Annotated in this window: 24 protein-coding genes; 13 read left to right on the top strand and 11 right to left on the bottom strand. The window is 70.4% G+C overall.

Translation table 11 applies throughout. From position 1 onward, the window contains the following. Positions 1-15: 15 nt before the first annotated feature. The 4 genes from DMP23_RS11285 to DMP23_RS11270 all read right to left on the bottom strand — a co-directional run bounded on the left by DMP23_RS11285 (position 16) and on the right by DMP23_RS11270 (position 5,322). Positions 16-1,209 (bottom strand): CaiB/BaiF CoA transferase family protein, encoded by a 1,194-nt coding sequence (locus DMP23_RS11285; RefSeq protein WP_337820991.1) that lies wholly within the window; start codon positions 1,207-1,209, stop codon positions 16-18. Positions 1,210-1,278: 69 nt separating this feature from the next. After that, on the bottom strand, positions 1,279-2,046 hold the full coding sequence (locus DMP23_RS11280) for an NPP1 family protein (protein WP_336160968.1): 768 nt from the start codon (positions 2,044-2,046) through the stop codon (positions 1,279-1,281). A gap of 72 nt (positions 2,047-2,118) precedes the next feature. Beyond that, positions 2,119-3,951, bottom strand: a complete 1,833-nt coding sequence (locus DMP23_RS11275) for an FUSC family protein (protein WP_337820990.1) — start codon at positions 3,949-3,951, stop codon at positions 2,119-2,121. Positions 3,952-4,134: 183 nt separating this feature from the next. Beyond that, positions 4,135-5,322, bottom strand: a complete 1,188-nt coding sequence (locus tag DMP23_RS11270) for an FAD-dependent monooxygenase (RefSeq protein ID WP_337820989.1) — start codon at positions 5,320-5,322, stop codon at positions 4,135-4,137. A gap of 136 nt (positions 5,323-5,458) precedes the next feature. On the opposite strand from DMP23_RS11270, the gene DMP23_RS11265 reads away from it, so the two are divergent. After that, a complete protein-coding gene (locus DMP23_RS11265; RefSeq protein ID WP_037812343.1) occupies positions 5,459-5,926 on the top strand; it encodes a MarR family winged helix-turn-helix transcriptional regulator in 468 nt (155 codons plus the stop codon). A 6-nt stretch (positions 5,927-5,932) separates the two neighbouring features. On the opposite strand, the gene DMP23_RS11260 is transcribed toward DMP23_RS11265, so the two are convergent. Continuing rightward, a complete protein-coding gene (locus DMP23_RS11260) occupies positions 5,933-6,853 on the bottom strand; it encodes a hypothetical protein (protein ID WP_337820988.1) in 921 nt (306 codons plus the stop codon). On the opposite strand from DMP23_RS11260, the gene DMP23_RS11255 reads away from it, so the two are divergent. From DMP23_RS11255 to DMP23_RS11240, 4 genes are all read left to right on the top strand, one after another. Further along, positions 6,852-8,009 (top strand): peptidase dimerization domain-containing protein, encoded by a 1,158-nt coding sequence (locus DMP23_RS11255; RefSeq protein ID WP_337820987.1) that lies wholly within the window; start codon positions 6,852-6,854, stop codon positions 8,007-8,009. The genes DMP23_RS11260 and DMP23_RS11255 overlap by 2 nt on opposite strands. Before the next feature lie 10 nt (positions 8,010-8,019). Continuing rightward, complete coding sequence (locus tag DMP23_RS11250) at positions 8,020-8,331, top strand: alpha/beta fold hydrolase (protein WP_240690862.1); 312 nt, start codon at positions 8,020-8,022, stop codon at positions 8,329-8,331. Continuing rightward, on the top strand, positions 8,328-8,717 hold the full coding sequence (locus DMP23_RS11245) for a hypothetical protein (protein WP_337820986.1): 390 nt from the start codon (positions 8,328-8,330) through the stop codon (positions 8,715-8,717). Before DMP23_RS11250 ends, DMP23_RS11245 begins: the two co-directional genes overlap by 4 nt. A 111-nt stretch (positions 8,718-8,828) precedes the next feature. After that, on the top strand, positions 8,829-9,803 hold the full coding sequence (locus tag DMP23_RS11240; protein WP_336160955.1) for a pirin family protein: 975 nt from the start codon (positions 8,829-8,831) through the stop codon (positions 9,801-9,803). Positions 9,804-9,835: 32 nt separating this feature from the next. On the opposite strand, the gene DMP23_RS11235 is transcribed toward DMP23_RS11240, so the two are convergent. Then, positions 9,836-10,741 (bottom strand): phosphatase PAP2 family protein, encoded by a 906-nt coding sequence (locus DMP23_RS11235; RefSeq protein WP_336160953.1) that lies wholly within the window; start codon positions 10,739-10,741, stop codon positions 9,836-9,838. A gap of 112 nt (positions 10,742-10,853) precedes the next feature. Between DMP23_RS11235 and DMP23_RS11230 the strand changes: the two genes are divergently transcribed. Genes DMP23_RS11230 through DMP23_RS11220 form a run of 3 tightly spaced genes read left to right on the top strand, consistent with a single transcriptional unit; the run spans position 10,854 to position 13,419 of the window. After that, positions 10,854-11,534, top strand: coding sequence for a response regulator transcription factor (locus tag DMP23_RS11230; RefSeq protein WP_336160951.1), 681 nt, complete (start codon positions 10,854-10,856; stop codon positions 11,532-11,534). Between the two features lie 59 nt (positions 11,535-11,593). Then, positions 11,594-12,940, top strand: coding sequence for a HAMP domain-containing sensor histidine kinase (locus tag DMP23_RS11225; protein WP_337824387.1), 1,347 nt, complete (start codon positions 11,594-11,596; stop codon positions 12,938-12,940). Further along, positions 12,937-13,419 carry a hypothetical protein gene (locus DMP23_RS11220; protein WP_337820985.1) on the top strand — a complete coding sequence of 161 codons (483 nt, stop codon included), beginning with the start codon at positions 12,937-12,939 and terminating at the stop codon, positions 13,417-13,419. The genes DMP23_RS11225 and DMP23_RS11220 overlap by 4 nt, the downstream gene beginning before the upstream one ends. Here DMP23_RS11220 and DMP23_RS11215 read toward each other — a convergent pair. Further along, the gene (locus DMP23_RS11215; RefSeq protein WP_336160948.1) at positions 13,416-14,009 is read right to left on the bottom strand and encodes a TetR/AcrR family transcriptional regulator; all 594 of its coding nucleotides are present in this window, start codon (positions 14,007-14,009) and stop codon (positions 13,416-13,418) included. The two genes, DMP23_RS11220 and DMP23_RS11215, sit on opposite strands and share 4 nt — an antisense overlap. A 55-nt stretch (positions 14,010-14,064) precedes the next feature. On the opposite strand from DMP23_RS11215, the gene DMP23_RS11210 reads away from it, so the two are divergent. Further along, complete coding sequence (locus tag DMP23_RS11210; protein ID WP_337820984.1) at positions 14,065-15,300, top strand: FAD-dependent oxidoreductase; 1,236 nt, start codon at positions 14,065-14,067, stop codon at positions 15,298-15,300. A 701-nt stretch (positions 15,301-16,001) separates the two neighbouring features. Here DMP23_RS11210 and DMP23_RS11205 read toward each other — a convergent pair. Then, the gene (locus DMP23_RS11205; RefSeq protein ID WP_134670126.1) at positions 16,002-16,562 is read right to left on the bottom strand and encodes an NADPH-dependent FMN reductase; all 561 of its coding nucleotides are present in this window, start codon (positions 16,560-16,562) and stop codon (positions 16,002-16,004) included. 95 nt (positions 16,563-16,657) lie between these two features. Here DMP23_RS11205 and soxR point away from each other — a divergent pair, with 95 nt between their 5' ends. Beyond that, positions 16,658-17,125 (top strand): redox-sensitive transcriptional activator SoxR, encoded by a 468-nt coding sequence (soxR, locus tag DMP23_RS11200; protein ID WP_134670128.1) that lies wholly within the window; start codon positions 16,658-16,660, stop codon positions 17,123-17,125. 826 nt (positions 17,126-17,951) lie between these two features. Here the strand turns inward: soxR and DMP23_RS11195 are convergent. Next, complete coding sequence (locus DMP23_RS11195; protein ID WP_337820983.1) at positions 17,952-18,458, bottom strand: mycothiol transferase; 507 nt, start codon at positions 18,456-18,458, stop codon at positions 17,952-17,954. A gap of 248 nt (positions 18,459-18,706) precedes the next feature. On the opposite strand from DMP23_RS11195, the gene DMP23_RS11190 reads away from it, so the two are divergent. Further along, a complete protein-coding gene (locus DMP23_RS11190; RefSeq protein WP_158714476.1) occupies positions 18,707-18,856 on the top strand; it encodes a hypothetical protein in 150 nt (49 codons plus the stop codon). A 77-nt stretch (positions 18,857-18,933) separates the two neighbouring features. Here the strand turns inward: DMP23_RS11190 and DMP23_RS11185 are convergent, their stop codons facing one another. Then, positions 18,934-19,368 carry a DUF6314 family protein gene (locus DMP23_RS11185; protein WP_240690949.1) on the bottom strand — a complete coding sequence of 145 codons (435 nt, stop codon included), beginning with the start codon at positions 19,366-19,368 and terminating at the stop codon, positions 18,934-18,936. Between the two features lie 242 nt (positions 19,369-19,610). On the opposite strand from DMP23_RS11185, the gene recQ reads away from it, so the two are divergent. After that, a complete protein-coding gene (recQ, locus tag DMP23_RS11180) occupies positions 19,611-21,455 on the top strand; it encodes a DNA helicase RecQ (protein WP_337820982.1) in 1,845 nt (614 codons plus the stop codon). A 139-nt stretch (positions 21,456-21,594) separates the two neighbouring features. Continuing rightward, positions 21,595-22,905, top strand: a complete 1,311-nt coding sequence (locus DMP23_RS11175) for a serine hydrolase domain-containing protein (protein ID WP_337820981.1) — start codon at positions 21,595-21,597, stop codon at positions 22,903-22,905. Between the two features lie 62 nt (positions 22,906-22,967). Here the strand turns inward: DMP23_RS11175 and DMP23_RS11170 are convergent, their stop codons facing one another. Then, on the bottom strand, positions 22,968-23,171 hold the full coding sequence (locus tag DMP23_RS11170; protein ID WP_037812373.1) for an antitoxin: 204 nt from the start codon (positions 23,169-23,171) through the stop codon (positions 22,968-22,970). Positions 23,172-23,279: the final 108 nt, after the last annotated feature.

Below are 23,279 nucleotides of genomic sequence, written 5' to 3'. Positions count from 1 at the left end.
TGCACCATACAACTGTCAACGCGGCTCGGCGGCGATCCCCCGGCGCAGCAGGTCTTCCGCGTCGACCCCGGCTTCTTCAAGCAGCGCACGGGTATGCGCCCCGAACGCGGGCACGTCGCCCATCCGCGCCTCGACGTCCGCGAACGTCACCGGCGGCAGCAGCGCGTCGACGGTCGCGTGTTCGGTGCCGATCTTGCGCCAGCGGTCGCGGGCGCGAAGCTGCGGGTCCGCCACGACGTCGGCGACCTGTTTCACTTGCGCCGCAGGGATTCCGGCGTTCGCGAGCCGCTCGTCCAATTCCACTGTGGACCATCGGACGGTCTCGGCGGCGACCGCCGCGTCGCATTCCGCGCGGTGTTCGACGCGCTGCACGTTCGTGGTGAATCGCGGGTCGTCGGCCAGCTGCGGGGCTTCGAGGACTGAGGTGACCAACGTCCGCCAGCCGCTGTCGTTCTGGACCCCGATCAGCATCTGACCGTCTTTCGTCGGGTACGCGTCGTAGGGGGCGATCGACGCGTGGCTCAAGCCCATGCGCGCGGGCTGGCGTCCGGAGTACATCTGGCTGTACATCGCGTAGCCCATCCACTCGACGGTCGCCTCCAGCATCGACACCTCGACCGTCGCGCCCTGCCCGGTCCGCCAACGGCGCAGCAGGGCGGCCAGCACCGCTTGCGCGCAGTACATTCCGGAGGCGATGTCGGACGTCGGAATGCCGGTCTTGACCGGGGTGTCCGGGGTGCCGGTGATGCCGATCAGGCCCGCTTCGGCCTGGACCAGCATGTCGTAGGCCTTGCGTTGTTCCCTCGGCCCGCCGGCGCCGTAGCCGGAGAGGTCGACGGCCACCAGTTCCGGGTGGCCGGCGCGCAGTTCTTCGGCCCCGAATCCGAGCCGCGCGGCCGCGCCCGGAGCCAGGTTCTGGACGAAGACGTCGGCTCGGGCGATCAGACGGTGGACCGCGTCGCGGCCTTCTGCGGTTTTCAGGTCTACGGCCAGGGATTCTTTGCCTCGGTTGAGCCAGACGAAGTGGGCACCGGTGCCGTGCACGACGTGGTCGTACTCGCGGGCGAAGTCGCCGCCGTCGGCGCGTTCCACCTTGACGACCCGGGCGCCCAGATCAGCCAACGTGCGGGTGGCCAGCGGGGCGGCGACTGCCTGTTCGATGGAGACGACGGTGATTCCGTCGAGCGGGAGCGCGGAGTCCGAGTGCATGCCGATTACTATTACCCGGTTTTCGCGGGGGTGCCCGGGTGAGTTGTGTCGCGTGGAGCACCCTGAAAGCTAGCCGCGCGGGTCGAACGGGATGCCGGCCGGCTTCGACTTCTCCAGCAGGTCCTGGTACCGGCCGTCGCTGATCTTGATCGTCGCGGCGCCGAAGTCCGCGGCCATGAGGCGGTCGCGCAGCGCGCTCGACGGCCACCCGTCCCAGCCGACCAGCGGCGGATAGCGCCAATCGTGGTAGTGGTTCTCCGGCGGCTCGTCGTGGGCGTCGGCGAGGCGGAAGAAATGCGTGCCGGGGCCGTCCTTGTGGTACACCGCCTTCGGGTGGGCACCGTCGAAACTCACCTTCGACCGCGGGTACGTCACCTGCGAGGAATGCTGTGTGGTCGTCACGTACTCGACCTGGTTCGACGACTGGTCGATCCACGAGATCACGTGCTCCCAGTCGTGCCGGTGCCCGCCGAGGCCGCTGCCGTCGACGGCCTGGTCCTTCTCGAAATAGCTCGCGTACACGACCGCGCACCAGCCGTGGTTGCAGGTGGCGCGCGAGTAGGTCTGGGAGTTGTCCAGGTCGGACTGGTCGTGGCAGTTGCCGTTGACCGCGCCGGTGGTCTTGAGGCCGGGCGCGAGGGTGCCGTCCGGGCCGATCGCGGGCGTGGCGTAGCAACCGTCGCCGTCGTAGTCGTAGGCGGGCGAGAAGGACTGCTCGTATCCGTTGGCGTTCTGCGGCAGGTTGTGCGGCGGATCGGCGTACGCCGCGGACACCGGGAACAACAACGCGACGCAGGCTGCCACCGTCGCGACGCGGGCGAGCGGGAGTTTCCTCATGTCCGGATGGTGACACCGCGAACGCGGAAGGTGAAGGGACGCAGGGGAAGCATCCGGTGTCCGCACGGACCTTCAGCTCGCGAGGACCTCCGCGCCGCGGTGCACGCGCAGCAGGTCAGCCCGTACGAGGTCGGCCAGCAGCCGTTCCTCCTCGTCCGCCTCCGACGGTCGCGGCGGCAGTTCCCCGCTTCCGGCCAGCGCGCCTGCCGCCGCCTCCGCGAAGGACGCCATCGTCGGCGACTGTCCGTCCCGCTGCAGCAGCGCGCCCGCCGAAGCCGCGAGACCGCGCAACCCCTGTCCGGCCTCTTCCAAGGCTTCTCGCTGCTCCGAAGAAGGCTCTCGGCTGCCGGGTTCGGGGCTCAGCAGGTCCTGGTGCGTCCGAGCCGCCGCGCGGAACCGCAGCCCGACCTCACGCCGGCCGCCTCCGCCGCGCAACCGCTCCGCCACCGACGCGAGCAGCTCGCCAGTTTCGGAGACGGCGTCGGAAAACCGTTGCGCCACCGAAGGTTTCGGCACCCCGGGCACCGCGGCGAAGCCGAACAACAGGCCGATCACCACCGCCAGCACGACCAGCAGCAGGTACTCCACGAGCACCGACACCGCGTCCAGATGCCGTGTCGTCGCGTTCATCCCGACGCTCATCAGCACCATGCAGCCGTTGAACACCATGGGCTGCACCTGCATGAACGGAAACCCGACGAGCAGCGCGACAATCCCCAGCGGCAGCAACGCGCCCGGCGGCAGCAACCACAACGCGACCGCCAGCACCACGGCCCCGGCCGCCGCACCGGCCGCGCGCTGCCACGCCTTCGCCAGCGTGTCCCGCCATTCCGGCTGCATGAGCGCGAACGTCGTCATGAGGAACGACACGGTGAGCGGATCGCCGGGCCGGAACGTCGCGATCACCGCGGCGACCAGCATCCCCAGCGCGCACCGCACCGCGTGCCGCAACTGCGCGGACCGCCACGAGAACACCCCGGTCGCCTCGCGCCGCAAGGCCTCGCGGACGAGATGCCTCGGGAAGTCCACAATGGACTCGTCGCGGTTCAGCACGGCTTCCCGGATCGCGAACAACCCCGCCCAGGCTTCGTCAAGCAGCGCGGCGGTGTCGCCGGGCAACGCGACGTCCGGGTCGGTCCGTTCGATCTCCGGCGGTTCCGAAACGGTCTTGGCCCGCACGGCTTCCGCTAACTCCGCGACCTGTTCGTCCGCGGCGTCGAGCACGCGGGAAACGGCCGCTGCCTGCTCTTCATCGAACGCACGCAGCCGGTCCCGCAGCAATGCGGCGGTGCCGTGGTACCGGGCGCCGCCAGCGAGAACCCGCGCCTGCCACGCGCGCGGCCGGTCGGTCACCCACAACCGCACCGCCCGCTCCGCGCTCGCGCGATCCGGCCCGGCGAGCGCGTCGGCCAGCGCGGTGCGGGTCGGCTTGCCCGGATCGCTCAGGCCCATCAGCAGCCGCAGCACGAACACGACCGCGACGGCCAGCGCCGGCGCGCAGATGATCTGCACCGGGCTGGCCGCCCCGCTCAACTGGAAGCCGTAGCCGAAGACCGAGGCCATGCCGAGCCCGAGCCCGACCGTCACGTACCGCGGCCCGAGCGCGGGCACCACCGCCGCCGCGAACACCACCAGCACGAGCAACGCGATCGACGCGACCGGCGACACCTCGCCCAGCAACCGCGGCCCGGCCCCGCCGATCACCACCGCGGGTGCGAACGCCGCCAGCAGCCACAGATCCGGCCGCAACGGCCCGCCGGTGGCGGCGATGAAGCAGAACAACGCGGTCAGCCCGGCCAGCACCGCCGTCCCGCCGAGCCCGAGCGCCACCCCGAGCCCGGCCGTGCCGCCGACGACCACCAGAACCGCCGCGAGCATCCCGCCGCCGCGCGCAATCGCGTTCATCCCGCCCCGTTCCGTCACCGCGCAATGCCGCCGGGTAGCCTCGCACGCCGCGCCCGGTCGCCGCGCGTCGGGGAAAGCCCGTGCGGCGATCGCGGTTCAAACCCGGGCAGGCACGCACGACCGCCCCACCACTCGCCCTCGTGCGCGGCAATTCCGGTTCTCACCGGCGCAGGCACGCACGATTCAGACGGTCGTGCGCTCCGGCGGCAGCGTCAGCAGGTTGTGCACCTCGCTGTGTTCCTCCCCCGGCAGCCCGTCCAGCCCTCGCAACGCCGCGCTCCGCGCCGCCACCTCCGCCTCGGTCCGCGGCGACATCAGCGCCGACCCGCCCGTCGCCAACGCCTGGTTAGCCTCCACGAACTCCCGCGACCGCCGCTCGTACGCCGCGAAAGCGACGTCGTGCGGGGCATCCGCCAGTTCGTACGCCAGCAAATACGCACCGATCATCGCGAGACTCGACCCCTGCCCGGACAGGAACGACGTCGCGTGCGCGGCGTCCCCGGCCAGCGCAACGCGCCCCTTCGACCACACCGGCATGTGGATCTGGCTGACCACGTCGAAGAACAGGTCGTCCGCCGAGCGCATCGCCTCGACCATCCGCGGCACCTCCCAGCCGCAGTCTTCGAAACGGCTCGCGACCAGTTCGCGCTGTGCGGCCGGGTCGGCGAACGCTTCGAAGGGCGCGTCGGCGCGGGTGAACACCAGGAACCCGTGCACGTGGTCGCCGTCGCGGTTGCCCGCGGCGTAGAGCGACGCCGACCGGCCCGCCACCGCCCAGGACATGCCCTCGTGCGAGAGGCCGAGGTAGTTCGGCATGGTGAATCCGGCGAAGCAGTAGCCGAGGTAGCGGTGGAACTGCTCCTCCGGTCCAAAGGCCAGCGAACGGGTCTTCGAGTGCAGCCCGTCCGCGCCGATGACCAGGTCGAACGTCTGGCTCCGGCCGCTGGCGAAGGTCACGTCGACCGCGTCGCCGCGGTCGTCCAGCGCGGCGATCGACTCCGAGAAGCGGAACTCGACGTCGTCGCGGACCGCGTCGTACAACAGGCTGGTGAGGTCGCCGCGAGCCAGTTCGATGTCGTGCCCGGCCTCGTCCCCGGTGATCACGGTCGGCGCGACGCTGTTCAGCACGCTCCCGTCCGCGTCGAGGAACGAGAGCCGCCGGGTGGCGACGTGCCGCTCCCGCGCCTGCTCCGCCAGCCCCATCCGCCGCAGCACCTCGACGGCCGGGCCGCGCATGTCGATCGGGTACCCGCCGCCGCGCACCGCGGCCGCCTTCTCCACCACGGTGACCGCGAAGCCGTACCGGTTCAGCCAGTACGCCAGCGCCGGGCCCGCGATGCTCGCCCCCGAGATCAGCACACTCCTGCTCATGGTTCTCCCCTTAGTTCCCCGGCAGGCGATAGATGCCTACCTTAGGTATCATTTTCGAGACCGGCCGGAACCGCCTCGTGCGATCCCGGTGACCCAACTGTATACCTAAGTTAGGTATCTATTCAAGGAGCCCGCGATGTCCGCCGTCCCTTCCCTGTTCCGGGACCTGCTCCCCCGGCTGAACGAGCTGAGCGGGACGCTGCGCCGGGGCAAGCTGTTCGAGCGCGCGGTCGAGGCGACCGGGCTGCCGCTGGAGCGGCCGGCGATGAGCGTGCTCGGCATCCTGCACATCGAGGACGCGCCGCTGCGGGTCGGCGAGATCGCGAACCGGATGAACGTCGTCGGGCCGCACGTGACGCGGCAGGTGCAGGGGCTGGAAAGCCGCGGGCTGGTGCGGCGCGTGGCCGACCCGGACGACCAGCGGGCGCGGCTGATCGAGCTGACGCCGGAAGGGAAAACCGCGGCCGAACGCTACGTCGCGGTCATCGAGGGCTGGTTCGCCGACGCGATGAGCGACTGGACCGCCGAAGACCGCCAGCTCCTCGACCGGCTCATGACGAAGCTGGTCGAGGACCTGACGGCCCGGCTGTCCGATTTGGACTGAACGGGACTACCGCGACATCCGCAGGAACTCCTGCTGCTCGCGGTCGTAGCGCTGGGTCAGGCCGTTTCCGTAGCGGTCCCACCAGTTCTGCGTGTGCCCGTTCTGGCGGGTGGTCGTGTCGCCGTAGACCTCGCGGTCGTATTCGATCCGCGCGTCGTGGAACTGCTGCTGGAATTCCTGCGGCGTCAGGCTCTGCAAGTGCTGCACGGCGTCCGGGTCGAGGGTGCGCGCGCTCTGCACGATGTCCGCGCCGCCCATGTGGTTGAGGATCGCCCGGACGCCGCCCGCGCCGCGCATGTGCGCGCCGGACATGATCGCGGCCTGGGCGCCCGCGTCGGTGAACTCCATCGCCCCGGCGCGGCGCGCGTTCGCGGTCATCAGCTGCGCGACCACCGCGCGTTCTTCGGCGCTGCCGAGGCCGTATTCCCGGCGGGCGGCCATGATCTGGTCGTAGCCGTTGTGCATGCTCTCGCGGAAGCCGTACGCCTCGCGCACGCCGCCCTGTTCGCCGGTCGCGCCCTCGGACCGCATGATCGAATCGACGACCCGGTCGTCCAGCTGCTGCGGTGCGGCACCCCCAGCAGCCGCACCGCCGCCGCCCGCCCCGGCTCCCCCGCCGCCCGTGCCGCCGCCGTAGCCCTGGGCCACCGCGGTGTCGGCGTCGGCGTAGTTCCGCGCCGCGTGCTGCACCTTGCCGTTGACCTGTTCGATCAGCTTCACGAAATCGCCGAGCGAGGACACGAGTTTCGACTGCAGCAAGGTGTTCGCCGCGGCGACCCCGCTGCCGATGCCCGCGAACGACAAGGCGTCGATCACGAGCGTCTCGAGGTCGCGGACGGCCGAGAACGCCGCGGCGCCGAGGCCCTCCACGTTCTTCACGATCGCCGACACCTCGGCCGGCAGCACCCGGTAGCTTCCCGCTGTCATGCCCGTGACCCTCGCGCACCGGCCCGGGGCGCGCCAACGGCCGAATTACCCACTTTCGAAGGGGATCGAATCGCTGCCCGGTGGGTACCTGGGCGGCATGGAGTCCGACGAGGACCGGCACGACCGGACCGACCACGAGATCGAGCTGCTCTCCGAGCGGCTCTGGGCCTGGTCCCGCGAACCGGACGGCGAGCGGGAGCCGGAGCTCGGCCCGCTCGCCGAGGCCGGGTTCGCCGTCGACGGCGGTGTCGCGCGGTACGGCTCCGGCCGTCCGTGCGTCGCCCTGCTGCTCCCGTCCGACCGGCACCGGGAGTTCGGGCACAACCTCGTCGCCGCGGCTGTGCTCGGTGCCGCGCTCGCCACCGCCGCGACGCTGGAATCCGGCTCCGTCGTCGTCACCGACCGCGCGGGCGACGAGATCGACGCGGTGCTGACCTTCCAGCCCGGCGTGCACACCTGGGCAGCCGCGCCGCTCGCCGCGCGGACCGAGCTGCGCGTGACCGTGCACGGGAATTCCGGGCCGGCACCCGAAGACAGCACCGACGCGGTCGCCGGGCTGGTGCAGGTTTTCACCGCGATCGCCGCGCTTCGGGCCCGGCTGCCCGCCGGCGCGGCGGTGCAGGGAATCGTGACGCACGGCGGGGAATCCACCGATGTAGTGCCCGATTTCGCCGAAGCCCGCTTCGGGTTGCGCGCACCGGACTCCGAAACGCTCGGACACGTCGTCACCGAAGTGACCACCGCCGCCGAAGGCGCCGCGATGGCGACCGGGACCAAGGCGAACGTCGAACGGTTCGGCCCGATTCACGCGCGGTTCCAGGACAATCCGGTGCTGTCCGGGCATTTCGCCCGGCATCTCGCGGCGTGCGGGATCCACGCGTCCCCGTCCGGGTCCGCGGCGATCCCCGGACGGCCCGAGGTCGGCGACCTGAGCGTGCGGATGCCGACGATCCACCCGTCCGTCGCCCTCCACGATCCGGTGCGCGCGGTCGGCAGCCGCGCGTTCGCCGAGGCGACCGGGTCACCGCGAGCCCGGACGGTGCTGCTCGCGACCGCGTCGGCGCTGGCGCGCACCGCGTCGGACCTTCTCGCGCATCCGGCTCTGGTGCGCCAGGCTTGGGACAATTTCGCCGATCGAGCGCGGCGGGGTGGCTAGAGTCCTCCGCATGGGGACGACTGACTTGCCGCTGCCAGATGGCCGCAACCTTCGGGTCCACGACAGCGGAGGCGACGGATTCCCGTTGGTGTGGCACCACGGAACTCCGCAATCCGGTCGCCTGCTGCCGCCGGTGGTCGAGGCCGCGTCCGCGCGAGGATTCCGGGTCGTTTCCTATGCGCGGCCCGGGTACGGCGGATCCACTCCGCAGGTCAGCCGCACGGTGGGCTCGGCTGCCGACGACGTGCGCCAGCTGGCCGACGCACTGGACTTGCCGCGGTTCGCGGTGATGGGAGCGCCGCGCTGCTGCCGGATCGGGTGACAGCGGCGGTGTGCCTGGCCGGATTGGCTCCGTACTCCGAGGAGTACGACTGGTACGGCGGAATGGTCGACGACAGCTCGTTGCGGGCCGCCCGCAAGGGCCGCGAAACCCGGCTGCAGCACGGAGAAACGCAGGAATTCGACCCGACAAGCTTCACCGACGCGGACTGGTCGGCGCTGCGCGGCACGTGGGGTCCCCTCGGCGAGGACGCCGGGGCTGCCGGGGACGTGGCCGCGGAAGCCGACGACGACCTCGCGTACGTCGCGCCATGGGGCTTCTCCGCCGCCGACGTGCGGGTCCCGGTGCTGCTGGTGCACGGCGGCGAGGACCGGATCGTCCCGGCCAGCCACAGCGAATGGCTCGTGCGGAACCTCCCGGACGCCTAACTGTGGCTCCGTCCGCGCGACGGGCACATCTCGGTGTTCAACGCGCTCCCGACCGCGCTCGACTGGCTGCGCAACCTCCCCGCCCGCTGACCGCCGGTTATCGTGTCGGGCATGAGCAACGTCGAGACCGACCCGGCCGAACTGGCCTGCGGCGGCGACCCTGTTGACCCCGGCAAGGTCGAGATCCTCGACGCCCGCTCCGTGCCGCTCGGCGGCCCGCGCGCGATGCCGGTCCGCCGCACGCTGCCGCAACGCCAGCGGTCGCTGATCGGCGCGTGGTGCTTCGCCGACCACTACGGTCCCGACGACACCTCCGTCAGCGGCGGCATGTCCGTCGGCCCGCATCCGCACACCGGGCTGCAGACGGTGAGCTGGCTGTTCACCGGCGAGATCGAGCACCGCGACAGCCTCGGCTCGCACGCGATGGTCCGGCCCGGCGAGCTGAACCTGATGACCGGCGGGCACGGCATCTGCCACGAAGAGGTGTCGACGCCGGAAACCACGACGCTGCACGGGGTCCAGCTGTGGGTCGCGCTGCCGGACGAGCACCGGCACACCGCTCGCGACTTCCAGCATTACGTCCCGCCGTCCACCGCCCTCGACGGAGCGACCGCACGCGTCTTCCTCGGCACGCTGGCCGGGGAAACCTCGCCGGTCAAGACCTTCACTCCGTTGCTGGGCGCGGAAATCGTCCTCGACCCGGGAGCATCGCTCAGCCTCGCCGCGGATCCGTCCTTCGAGCACGGCGTCCTGCTCGACACCGGAGAGCTCACCTTCGCGGGCACCCCGCTGCAGCGGGCCCAGCTCGGCTACCTCGGCATCGGCGCGACCACGCTCGACCTGCACAACCCCGGGTCGTCCCCAGCGCGGGCGATTGTGCTCGGCGGGCCGCCGTTCGGCGAGGAAATCCTGATGTGGTGGAACTTCGTCGGCCGCAGCCACGACGAGATCGCCGAATACCGCGAAGCCTGGGAGGCGAACTCCGACCAGTTCGGCGCGATCGAGCCATACCCCGGCGGGCCGGCGCGGCTGCCCGCTCCCCCGCTGCCCGCGGTGCGGATCAAACCGCGCCGGAACCCGTCGTGAGCGGCTGTCGCGGGTAGGCGGGGGATCCGCGCTCACGACCCTCCGCTGAGCCGGTTCCGCGCCCCGGACGGGTCGAAGTTCACCCGCCGGAGCGGTCCGGCGGCCAGCAACACCACCGCCACCGCGCTCAGCGCCGCGAGCACCAGCGCCGCCACGAACCGGGCCGGAACCGACGTCGCCGAGGACAGCACCGCGTAGCCGCCCAGCACCACCGCGACCGGCCCGAACAGCGCGATCGCCGTCCGCACCGGCGGGATCCGGCTGCCGTCCGGACGCCGCGCCGAGACGACCGCCGCGCCCGCCGACACCACCGCGGCCACCAGCAGGCAGGCGCCCACGGTGTCGGAGAGCCGGTGCCAGCTGAGCGCGACGGTCGCCGCGGCCACCCAGGCGACGCCGGGCGCACCCACGGCGAGCACCCAGGTCCGGAACCGCGCGGGCAGCACCACGGCCAGTGCCAGCAGCACGGCGGTCGCCGCGCTCACGTGCCCGCTCGGGAAGCTGTTGTGGTGCGGAGCCCCGGCCGACCCCACGTCCGGCCGGTCCAGCAGGTAGATCTTGAGCAGCTGCGCGGCGGCCAGCGGCAGCAAGTACAGCACCAGCGCGGTCACGCCGAGCGCGAACCGCTTGCGCAGCACCGCGAGCGCCACGATGACGATCCCGGCCGCGCCGAACACCTCGACCCCGTCGATCCCGGCCAGCGGCCGCGCCCAGTCCACAGTGGACCGCGGAAGGCCCTGCGCGAAGCGGACGACCCCGTCCTCCGCGCGCTGCCCGGCCGCGGTCCGCACGAACAGCAGGTAGGCGACGACGAACGCGCCCGCGAACCCGATGGCCGCGGCGATCAGCACCGCGGTCCGCGAACGCCGCGGCGGGGCGAGCGCGTGGCGCGGCGCGAACAGGGGCACGGTCGGCGGATCAGGAGTCAGTACTGCCATGCCTTCGAGCCTGGCCGCGGGATTTCGAGATCTCGTCAGGGCCGTGTCATGGTTTCGCTACAAGATCCGCCCGGCTCGCGCGAATCCGCGGGCATTCCGAATAATGGCCACCGTGGCTGTGGTGTTGGTGGTCGAGGACGACGCGTCCGTCCGCGAGGGCATGGAACTGGCGCTGCGCAGGCAAGGACACACCGTGCACACCGCGGCGACCGGCGAGGACGGTGTGGCGCAGCTGCGCGAACGCGTGCCGGACCTCGTGGTGCTCGACCTCATGCTGCCCGGCATCGACGGGTTCGAGACCTGCCGCCGGATCCGCGCGCTCGGCCAGGTGCCGATCATCATGCTCACCGCGCGCAGCGACGATTTCGACATCGTCGCCGGCCTCGAAGCGGGCGCGGACGACTACGTCGTGAAGCCGGTCGAACCGCGCGTGCTCGACGCCCGCATCCGCGCGGTGCTGCGCCGCACCGCCGCCGAACCCGGCGCCGCGGGCCCCGAACAGCACGGCGACCTGGTGATCGACCGCGCCGGGATGCTGGTGCGCAAACACGGCGAACCGGTTTCGCTCACCCCGACCGAACTGAAGCTGCTGCTGGAGATCTCGCGCACGCCGGGCCAGGTGTACAGCCGCAGCCAGCTGCTGGCGTCGGTGTGGGGACACGATTATCTCGGCGATTCCCGCCTGGTCGACGCCTGCGTGCAGCGGCTGCGCGCGAAAATCGAGGACGTTCCGGCGCGGCCGGACCACGTGCAGACGGTGCGCGGCTTCGGCTACCGGTTCGGCCGCTCGTGAAACGGCTCCGGTCGTGGGTGTCCGGGCTGCGCCTGCGACTGGTGCTGGCGTTCGCCGCGATGACGCTGGTCGGCGCGGGCGCGGCGGCGGGCGCGAGCTACGTGTCCGCGCGCAACACCATCCTGGCCGGCGTGCAGGACCCGGCGATGGTGCAGCTGCGCGACGAGGTCAGGACGTACCTGCCGCAGCTGACCCTGCCGCCCGACCAGCGCCAGCTCGACAACATGGCGAGCTCGCTCAAGGGCGTCACGACCGTGGTGTTCGGGTCGCTGCATTCGCGCGTCGGGCTGAACCCGGCGGAGATACCCGGCGGGCTGCGCACCGCGGTCGCGGGCGGGACCAGCATCCAGTTCCAGCGCGTCATCGAGGGCGGGCGCCCGGTCCTCTACATCGGGATGCCGCTGCTGCGCTACGGCGCGACGAAGGGCGAACACACCGGCATCGAGGTCTACAAGACGGTCCCGCTCGCCACCCAGCAGGCCGCGATCGAGCAGCTGGCGACGCGCGCGTGGGTCATGACCGCACTGGCCTTGCCGATCGCGGTCGCGCTGGCTCTGCTGGCCGCGCGGCAGGTGCTGCGCCCGGTGCGCGCGCTGAACTCGGCGGCGCGCAAACTCGGCGACGGGCAGCTCGACGTGCGCCTGCCCGCGAAGGGTTCCGACGAACTGGCCCAGCTGGTCACCACGTTCAACCACACCGCGGCGGAACTGGAACGGACGGTCGGCTCGCTGCGCGAGATGGAGGCCGACGCGCGCCGGTTCGTCGCGGACGTCTCGCACGAACTGCGCACCCCGCTGGCCGCGATGAACGTGGTCACCGACGTCCTCGACGAAGACGCCGACCAGCTGCCCGCGGACACCGCCGTGGCGGCGCGCCTGGTGTCCGCCGAAACGCGGCGGCTGACCCGGCTCGTGCAGGACCTGGTCGAGATCTCCCGCTTCGACGCCGGACGGGCCGAGCTGCGGGTCGAGGAGGTAGACCTGGCCGAGGCAGTCGCGAACAGCGTCGCCGCCCGCGGCTGGACCGACTCCGTCGCGGCCGACCTGCCGAGCGTCACCGTGCCCGCGGACCCGCGACGGCTCGACCTGGTCGTCGCCAACCTCGTCGGCAACGCCCTGCGCCACGGCGCGCCGCCGGTCGAGATCCGGCTGAGCACCGACGACACGACCGTTTTCCTCACTGTCACCGACCACGGCCCGGGCATCCCCGAGGAGGTGCTGCCGAAAGTGTTCGACCGCTTCGCGAAGGCCGACACCTCGCGCGCCCGGTCCGACGGCAGCGGTCTCGGCCTGTCGATCGCGCTGGAAAACGCCCGGCTGCACGGCGGCGACATCGAAGCGGCGAACACCGGCGACGGGGCGCGGTTCACGCTCCGGCTGCCCCGCACCGCGATGGAGGAGCGATGAAACTTCTGCGACTCTTCGTCGCTTTCGCTGCTGTCTTGGCCCTCGTCGGTTGCGGTATCCAGCCGACCGGAGTGGTCCCTGCCGGCGATGCTCCCGGCGGCTTCCAGCTGGGCACGCCGCGTCCGCAGATCACGCTCTACTTCGTGTACGCGGGACAGCTCAGCCCGGTGCAACGTGCCTGGGCGAGGGACGCGACCCCCACAACGGTGCTGACGGAACTGTTCGGCGGCCCGACTCGCACGGAAGAACAAGAGGGCTTCTACTCGATGCTCTCGCCCGGCCGGCACGTCACGGTCGACACCTCGGCTCAGCCGGTGACCGTGACCGTCTCCGAATCGATGAAACTGCTGTATCCCGTCGGCCTGCAGCAGGTGGTCTGCACTGTCTCCGCGTCGCTGGCGGCGTCCGGGCAGCCGGTCGGCAAGGGGATCACTGTGGTCGCCTCGGACACCAAGCTCGAATCCCTGTACTGCAACTAGCCTTCCGGCACGAATCCGCGCACGACCCGCTCGACGATCCCCAGCATGGCTTCCGTCGCGCTCTCCCCCGGCGGCACCTGCCGCAACGCCGCCTCCAACGCGCCGAACACCGCACCGGTCAGCGCGGCCGCCTCGACCCGGTCCAGCTGCGGCGCGCACGTCTCGTACAGCTTCTCCGCCCACCGATCGCCCACCGCCGCGTTGCGCAGCAGGTATCCCGCGCGCAACGCGGGCACCCCGGCCAGCAGCCGGGTGCGCACCTCGGTGAGCGGATGGTCCAGGGGGAAACTCCACGCGTCCGCCGTCACCAGCGCGTGGACGGTCCTGGTCACCATCTCCGCCACCGGCGTCCCCGGCTCCGCCGCGGCGAAGACCCCGTCCACCACCTCGTCGTAAAGATGCTGGTCAGCGAAGACGACGTCCTCTTTGGCGGCGAAGTAGTTGAAGTACGTCGCCGGGGACACCTTCGCCCGCGCGGAGATCTCGGCGACGGTCGTGCCGTCGTAGCCCTGCTCGTCGAACAGCGTGAGCGCCGCCTCGATCAGCGCCTGGCGGGTCCGCCGCTTCTTCTCTTCCCGCAACCCGGTCATGCGTGAATCTTAGCGTTACTCTAAACTTAGAGAGTCTCTAAGATTGGAGGTCCCGATGGAACGGACCGGATGCGTGGTCGCCGGGGGCGGTCCGGCAGGCGTGATGCTGGGCCTGCTGCTGGCCCGGGCCGGGGTCGAGGTGGTGGTGCTGGAGAAGCACCGCGACTTCCTGCGGGACTTCCGCGGCGACACCGTGCACCCGTCGACGCTGCGGTTGCTGGACGAACTGGGCCTCGGCACCCGGTTCGCCGCACTGTCCCGTTCGGTCCTGGAACGGATGAAAATGGAGATCGGCGAGGAAACGGTGATCGCCGCCGACTTCAGCAGACTGCGCGGCCCGCACAAGCACATCGCGATGGTCCCGCAAGCCGAATTCCTGGGCCTGCTGGCCGAAGCCGGTGCGGCCGAACCGAAATTCACCCTGCGCATGGGCGCTTCTGTTACCTCTCTGCGCCGCGAAGGCGGACGCGTCACGGGCGTCAACTACCGCGACGAAAACGGTGCCATTGCCACACTGGAAGCCCCGCTCACCGTGGGCTGCGACGGACGCTGGTCGAAAGTGCGCCAAGAACTCGGCCTCGCATTGCGGGAGACAGACGTCCCGATGGACGTCTGGCAGGTGCGAGTGCCGAAAGCCGGACCGGGCGAACAGGGGGTGTTCGCCCGGTTCGGCCCCGGATACGCCTCGGTGACGATGGACCGCGGCGATTACTACCAGACCTCGTACCTCATCCCCCGAGGCCAAGACGCCCGCCTGCGTTCCGGCCCGATCGAAGACTTCCGCTCGCGGCTGGCCGAGTTGTTCGGCTGGACGCCCGCGCAAGTGTCCGCCGTCCGCTCGTGGGACGACGTGAAGTTGCTGGAAGTGACCATGGGCCTGTTGCCGCGCTGGCACGCCCCCGGCGCGTTGTGCATCGGCGATGCGGCCCACCCGATGTCGCCGGTTGGCGGTGTCGGGGTGAACCTGGCCGTGCAAGACGCCGTCGCCACCGCACGACTCCTCGCAGAACCGTTGCGGCGCGGGGAAGTTCCAGGGTCCCGCCTGGCCGCCGTACGCCGCCGCCGGTTGTTGCCGACTGTCGCGGTGCAGTCGAGTCAGCGGGGTGAACACGAGATGCTGCTGCGCCCCGCGCTAGCCGGGACGCTGGACCGCTTGCCCACGCCGATGCGGGTGGTGCAACGATTCCCGGCGCTTTCCGGGGTGACTGCTTACCTTGGCGGCGTTGGGTTGCGGCCGGAACACGCCCCTGCTTTCGCCCGACGGTCTGGTGTGGACAGTCACGCTGGCTGACCGGTTGGCGGTCCGGTGCGGTGCCGCTTGGTTTTTGCGGCGCCGCACCGGATTTGCTGTTCCGGTGGGCGGCACCGGATTTGCTGTTCCGGTGGGCGGCACCGGATTTGCTGTTCCGGTGGGCGGCACCGGACTCGCTGCCTTGTTGAACGTGCCGCACGGAACTTGCTGCCTTGTCGGACGGCAGTGCACCGGACTCACTGCCCTGTTGACCGGTGCCGCACCGAACTCACTGCCTTGCCGGACGGTGCCACACCGAACTCGCTGCCCCCATTTGAACGGTGCCGCACCGGACTCACTGCCCTGTTGAACGGTGCCGCACCGAACTGGCTGCCTTGTCGGACGGGGCCGCACCGAAGCGTGCTCCTCAGCCATCGCAGCGGGAAGCTCCGCCGAGCCGCAGCGTCGCCAACCAAGACTGCGCTGGCTTCCCGCAACGCCGGATTCATCTTCCATCGCAGCGGTTCCGACCCAGAACATGGTCCGGCCGCCCCTCTTCTGGAAGGGCAACCGCATCGCCCAGCGGAGCCGCACCGTCAGTCAGCGCACCACCGGCTTCCAGCGCCGCCCCGAACTCACCCCCTCGGCTGAGCGGAACACGTCGCAGTTCACGGCAGCGAGCCGTCCAAACTCCGCCGGAGCAGCATCCGCACGGCTACCCCGGCGCTTCAACCACGCCGACCAGCGCCACCCCGCGGCAGCTACGCAGGGTAAGCCCGCACCGATCGGGCGTCCTGCAACGCCCGAGCCCACCATTCGAGCTGGTCGAGCAAGGCCTTCGCCGCGGTCTCGACGGCAGGGTCGAGCGGTTCGCCGTCCTCCCCGAACCGGCCGTGCACCCCGTGGAAGCTCACGGTTTCGCGGATGGTGACCGCGTGCAGTTCGGCGAAGACCGGGCGGAGGTGCTCGACCGCGCGCAGCCCGCCGGAAATCCCGCCGTAGGACACGAACGCGACCGGCTTCGCGTGCCATTCGCCGCGGAACCAGTCGAGGACGTTCTTGAGCGCGGCCGGGTAGCTGTGGTTGTACTCGGGCGTGATCACGACGAACGCGTCCGCCGCCTCGAGCCGGGCAGCGACGGGCGCGGCCCCTTCGCCGTTCATCGCGAGCGGCAGCGAAATCTCGGCGACGTCGAGGACGTCGACCTCGAACCCGCCGTGCCGGTCGGCCTGGCGGGAGAACCAGCGGACGACCGTGGGGGCGAACCGCCCTTCCCTGGCGCTGCCGACGAGCACAGCGAGCCGGACGGGAGCTTCGGACACGTTTTTCTCCTTTTTTCCGGGGCGGAACAGGTTTCCCGCCTCCGGAAAGGAGTCTCGAACTTCAAGCTCCCTTTAAGTCAAGCTATGCTGTGCGCATGGCGAAAACGGAGCTGCCCGAACTGACCGTGGGCGAACTTTCCCACCGCAGCGGCGTACCCGCGTCGGCCCTCCGGTTCTACGAGGACGAGAACCTGATCCAAAGCAGGCGCACCGCGGGCAACCAGCGCCGCTACCGCCGCGACACCCTGCGGCGGGTCACGTTCATCCGCATGTCGCAGCGGGTGGGCATGCCGCTGGCGCAGATCCGCGACGTGCTGGCCCTCCTCCCGGACGACCGCACCCCGACCCGCGCCGACTGGTCCCGCATCTCGTCCTGCTGGCGCTCCGACCTGGACCAGCGCATCCGCCAGCTGGAACAACTCCGCGACCAACTGAACGACTGCATCGGCTGCGGCTGCATGTCCCTGGCCAAATGCCGCCTGGCCAACCCAGAAGACCGCCTAGGCCAAGACGGCCCCGGCCCGCGCCGACTGCCGGACCACCGGGGCGCCGGATTCGAGTGAGACCGCTCGGCAGCTGACTCCGGGAGGTTGGCTGGCTGCTCGGCCGATGCTTCTTCGCGTGGGTCCGCGGGGGTTCTCCGCAGAACTGCACCTCCGCGAGGCCGCGTCCGCTTCGGCTACCAGCCCAGTGCTCACGGCGCACTCTCACCGCGCGCTTCAGCCACCAGCGCAGCCTTCGCTGCACGCTCTCACTGCGCGTTGGCCAGCAACCCAGCTCGCACCGCGCATTCTCACCTCCCTCGCCAGTCCCGCTCTCGCCGCGCGCTCGCCTCAGCGACGAGCCCAACACTCACCACATGCCTTCACCACGCCCGCTTCAGCCGCCAGCTCCGCTCTCGCTTCACGCTCGCACTCAGCAGTCCCGCTCTCGCCGCACGCGCGGACTGCACCCACCTCAGCCACCGGCCGTTCTCTCACCACATCCCCTCACCACACCCGCTGCAACCGCCAGTCCTGCTCACGCCGCGCGCTCGCACGGCGGCCGCCGCAGCCACCCTCCGCTCTCTCGCCACCTTCCCTCGCCGCACCCGGCTAAGCCGCCAGCCTCGCCTTCGCCACGCGCTCGCACCGCGCCGCCTCAGCCACCGGTTCCGCTCTCGCAACGCACTCGCACCACGCCCGCCGCACCCGCCAGTCCCGCTCTAACCACGCGCCCTCCATCGCGCGTTGGCCAGCATGCGTCGCCATCACTCCCCCGGCCCGCCGCCGCGCGAGCAATGCGGCAGCTCGTGGCCCAGGTACAGAGAGAGCAGCGACGGTCCGCGTGTTCCGCGACGCGAGCTGCCAGGTCAGCCGGTCACTCCCTCGGTGCGTCAGCCGCTCCAGGTCATCCCAGCAGCAGCCCCCTCACGTAGGCGGCCTGTCCGGCGTGTTGCAGGTCGTCAGAAAGCACGCTGACCAGCCGGACGCCAAGGGTGACCGGTGGGTTCCAGCCTTCGTCGACCACGCGGTCCAGTGCCGTTCCGTTGAGGCTGGTCACCCACGAAACCGTGTGCTCGTGCACGGCGTCGTAGTAGCCGGTGAGCAAATCCGGCGACTTCGGCTGGACCTTGGCCACGTCGTCGCTGCTGTGCCCGTAACCGATGTCGCCAGCGGGAAACGGCAGGGCGAATTTCTCGCGCCAGTCCTGTGCCGTCCAGAACTGGTCGGTGCCCGCGACGGCCGCGACATGGTCGTCTTGCACCCGCGCCAAATGCCAGACCAGCCAGCCGATCGAGTTGGCTTCCGGGCCGGGGCGCGCTGCCAGCTGCTCCGCGGTCAGCCCGTCGACTGCCTGGTGCACCACTTCCCGCACCCGGCCGAATCCGTCCACGAGCAGATCGGCCACATTCATCTCGCGCTCCTCTTCGTCGTCGTGCGCTTGCCTCGATCATGCCTCGAAGATCCGCTTGTGCCCAGCACTGTGACTCGAGCGGCACGAGGGGTCCCTTCGCACCGGATCGCACGGCCTCGGCACGGAAAATCCCTTGACTACCAGCGGTGACCGCAACTGTCCATTTCGGACCTGACGCGCGCGGCCGACGGCAGGTAGACTCCGGCGCGAGAGCGATCTGCACGCCGACGACGCGAACGGAGGGACCCGTGGCGATCACCGCGCCCCGAGCCCTGCCCGGGTTCGACAACATCGCCGGCATCGCGATTCCCGCCTGGGCGGGCATGGTGATCGCCGCCGCCTGCGCGATTTCGGCGATCACGGTGCTGCTGGTGATCCTGCGCAACCGGCGGAAGTAGTTCACGCAGCGCGTTCGCTGCGATATCCGGCGGATCTCACGTGCGGCGGTGCGGAATTCTGCGCCAGACCGGGAGGATCACCGGTCCGCGCGCGTGAACCGGCTGGTGATGACGTGGTCCTTGGCCGGTCCGGTCACCACCCATTCCTGCTCCCACTGGCGATCGTCGAGCACGCGGTACGCTCCGCGGTACCAGTCGGCGGCGCACGGATGATCGGCTGTCCACTCGCCGGTCGTCAGGTCCACGTCGTGGAAAAACCCGCCGTGGTCGAAGTGGACGGCGGCGCGCGAGCCGCCGGCCGGGCGGTAGTGCAGAGTCCGGACAAACGGTCCGCGATGCGCTCCGAGCTGCAGCTCTCCTGACTCCCGATAGACGAGCACCCCGTCCTCGCAGGTGAACGTCGCGCGGCCGCTCGCCTCGCCCAGCGCCGCTCCGTCGACATCGACGATTTCGCGGGCGAGCTGCCATTCGCCGGAGAAATACCCGGTCAGGTCATCGATCGGAAAAGCCACGGATCCCATTGTGCGCCTCCGGTCCGCGGGCGAAGGGCACCGGGACTGTCGTCTCGACACCGTCTGTCACGGGGGTGGCGTGAAGGGTCCCGTCATCCCCGGTGTCACCAGTCGCCAGGCTGTTTACCCTGTGCGACCGGGCCCGTCGCGAACGCCGAAAACGGCCGGTGCGATGGGGACTCTCGCGCCGAACCCGGCGGGGCAGGCTCGCCCGGACGGCTCGCCGCCCTAGAATCGGCCGCGTGGCGCACCCCGATCTGGCCGAGCAGGCCACCCGTTCCCCCGCTCTCGAGACCTTGCAGCGCGTCTTCGGCTACGACGCGTTCCGCGGCGACCAGGCGGAGATCGTCGAGCACGTGATCTCCGGCGGCGACGCGCTGGTGCTCATGCCCACCGGCGGCGGGAAATCGCTGTGCTACCAGATCCCGTCGCTGGTGCGCCCCGGCGTCGGCGTGGTGATCTCGCCGCTCATCGCGCTGATGCAGGACCAGGTCGACGCGCTGCGCAACGTCGGCGTGCGCGCCGGATTCCTCAACTCCACCCAGGATTTCGCGCAGCGGCAGGAGGTGGAGGAGGCGTTCGTCGCGGGCGAACTGGACCTGCTCTACCTCGCGCCCGAACGGCTGTCGGTCGAATCCACCGTGCGGCTGCTCGACCGCGGTAAAATCGCCCTGTTCGCGATCGACGAAGCGCACTGCGTCTCCCAGTGGGGCCACGATTTCCGCCCCGACTACCTGATGCTGTCGTCGCTGCACGAACGCTGGCCGGACGTGCCCCGGATCGCGCTCACCGCCACCGCGACCGAGGCCACGCACAAGGAAATCTCGCAGCGGCTCGGCCTGGACGGCGCGAAGCATTTCGTCGCGAGCTTCGACCGGCCGAACATCCAGTACCGGATCGTCCCGAAGAACTCGCCGCAGAAGCAGCTGCTCGACCTCCTGCGCACCGAGCACCCGGGCGACGCCGGAATCGTCTACTGCCTGTCGCGCGCGTCGGTGGAGAAGACGGCGGATTTCCTGGTGCAGAACGGAATCCGGGCAGTGCCGTACCACGCCGGGCTCGACAAGTCGACTCGCGCGGCGAACCAGGCGAGGTTCCTGCGCGAGGACGGGCTCGTCGTGGTCGCCACGATCGCGTTCGGCATGGGCATCGACAAACCGGACGTCCGGTTCGTCGCCCACCTCGATCTGCCGAAGTCCGTGGAAGGCTATTACCAGGAAACCGGCCGCGCGGGCCGCGACGGGCAGCCGTCGACCGCCTGGCTCGCGTACGGGCTGCAAGACGTGATGCAGCTGCGCAAAATGATCGACAAGTCCGAGGGCGACGAGATGCATCGCCGCCTGCAAGCCCGGCATCTGAACGCCATGCTGGCGCTGTGCGAGACGGTCGAATGCCGGCGCACGCAGATCCTCGCGTACTTCGGGCAGTCCGGCCAGCCGTGCGGGAACTGCGACACCTGCCTGGCCCCGCCGGAACGCTGGGACGGCACCATTCCCGCGCAAAAACTACTGTCCACAGTGGTCCGTCTGCGCAACGAGCGGCGGCAGAGTTTCGGCGCCGGCCAGATCATCGACATCCTGCTGGGCAAGACGACGCCGAAGGTCACCCAGTTCCAGCACGACACGCTGAAGGTCTTCGGCATCGGCACCGAACTGCGCGAACCGGAATGGCGCGCGGTGGTGCGGCAGCTGCTGGCGCGCAACCTGCTCGCGGTCGAGGGCGATTACGGATCGCTGGTGCTGACCGAAGGTTCGACCGCGGTGCTGAACGGTTCCCAGGAAGTGCAACTGCGCCGCGAACCGGAACGCCCGGCGCGCGCCCCGCGCACGTCCCGCCGCACGCCAGCCGCTCCGATCGACATGCCCCCAGAGGCGGAACCGGTGTTCGAGCGCCTGCGTGCCTGGCGCGGGGCGACGGCGAAGGAACAGGGCGTCCCGGCGTACGTGATCTTCCACGATGCGACGCTGCGCCAGATCGCCGCGATGATGCCGACGACGCTCGACAAACTGGGCACGGTGAGCGGGGTCGGCGAGAGCAAGCTGGCCAAGTACGGGGAGGGTGTGCTGGCGGTGCTGGCCGAGGAGTGAGGCTGGCCGGAAGAACAGGCGGCGTCCCCTCGACAGTCGTCCCTGCTAAGCAGCTTCAGAACGTTCCGCCTGGCGATGCCGCTGCCCGGAAGGCTTGGTTCGTGCTCGTACCAAGCGTTCCGGGCAGTACATTGCGGGGATGGCGTGGGGTTTGAGCGAGCTGATCGCGAAGCACGACGTACCGGGCGCGCAGGTCGCGGTGCTGGCCGACGGCGAGATCCGGGACGAGGCCGCGGGCGTGCTGAGCCTCCGCACGCGAGTCGAGGCCACGACCGACTCGGTGTTCAAGATCGGTTCGATCACCAAGATCTGGACCGCCACCCTGGTCCAGCAGCTGGTGAACGACGATCTGCTCGACCTCGACCGCCCTCTTCACGCCTACCTGCCCGGGTTCCGGCTGAGCGACCCGGCGGCCACTGAAACCCTGACCGCCCGCCACCTGCTCACCCATACCGGCGGGGTCGACAGCAACCACCTCGTCGACACCGGACGCAACGACGACGCGATCGAGAAGTTCGTCGCTGCCCTCGCCGACGCGGCTCATCTCTTTCCCCCGGGCCGCGTTTTCTCCTACTCCAACAGCGGATACGCCGTGCTCGGCAGGCTGGTCGAAGTCTTGCGCGGCAGGACCTTCCACGACGTGCTCCGGGATCGATTAGCGACGCCGCTGGGACTTTCCACCCTCGCCTCCGACACTTACGAAGCGATCCTGCACCGCACCGCGGTCGGCCACGTCGAGACCGAAGGAAGACTCGCGCCGACGAAGAGCTGGGCAGTCCGCTATTTCTCCACGCCCAGCGGCTCGCACCTCGCGATCAGTGCCCGCGATCTGCTGGAGTTCGTTCGCCTGCACCTCGCCGACCACACGCTCGCGGGACTGCGCGAACCCCAGCTCGAATCCGTCCCCGACTTCGGCGGCGGCGTCCTCGGCTGGGGGCTCGGCTGGATGCTCTACCGCGACGGCGTCGTCGGCCACACCGGCGTCTCCAAAGGCCAGAAGGCTTTCCTGCGCGTCGTCCCCTCGGCCGGGGTGGCGATGGCCGTCCTGACCAACAGCGCGGGCGCCGAACCTCTGGCCCACGAACTCTTCAGCACGGTGCTCCGGGACCTCGCCGGCGTCGAGACGGCACCGCTTCCCGTACCGCCCGCGAAACCCGTTCCCCTCGACGAGGACCGGATGTGCGGCACCTACCGCACCACCTCGGACGACATCACTCTGACCGTCGACAACGATCGAGCGTTCCTCACTTACCGTCCCCGCAAGGAGACCGCCGAATCGCGGCACGGCAAGCCAGCGCGGCGCGTCGAGGTGGTCCGCCTCGACGACCACGCGATCATCACCGCCGAACCGAAGCTCGACGGCCACCAGGTCTGGTCGCTGATCGGCTCCGACGAGCACGGTCGCGCACGCTTCCTGCACAACGGAGCCGCCGCCTACCGAGTCGATTGATCTTCACGCGACCCAGCACGGCCCTGCGGAAGGTGCGCGAACCCGGGTCCCAACCAGCAGCGTCACTCAGCCGTCCGAGGACGCGTGGTGTCCGACACCTTCCGCACCGCCCCGGCGATCTGCGAGTGATACCGCCCGTTGGTCTTCTCGTCCACGAAGCGCGCCGCCTTTCCCACGGCCTCGTTGACCTTCTGCGGGTTGTTCCGCACATACGACACCGCGCCCGCGGCACCGGCCAGCATGGTGAGTTTCTTCATCAAAGCCATCGCGCACAGCCTTCCCCTGCGGAAACATCCGTCACCTCCTCAACGCCGCCAAGCCGCCGCGAGTTCCCCGGGGAAACTTGGGTGACAGGAGGCGGCGAAGGCAGGCAT

The sequence above is a fragment of the Amycolatopsis sp. A1MSW2902 genome, from assembly GCF_017312175.1.
In the GTDB taxonomy this organism is placed as follows: Bacteria; Actinomycetota; Actinomycetes; order Mycobacteriales; family Pseudonocardiaceae; genus Amycolatopsis; species Amycolatopsis nivea.
This window is presented reverse-complemented; position numbering and strand designations above follow the sequence as displayed.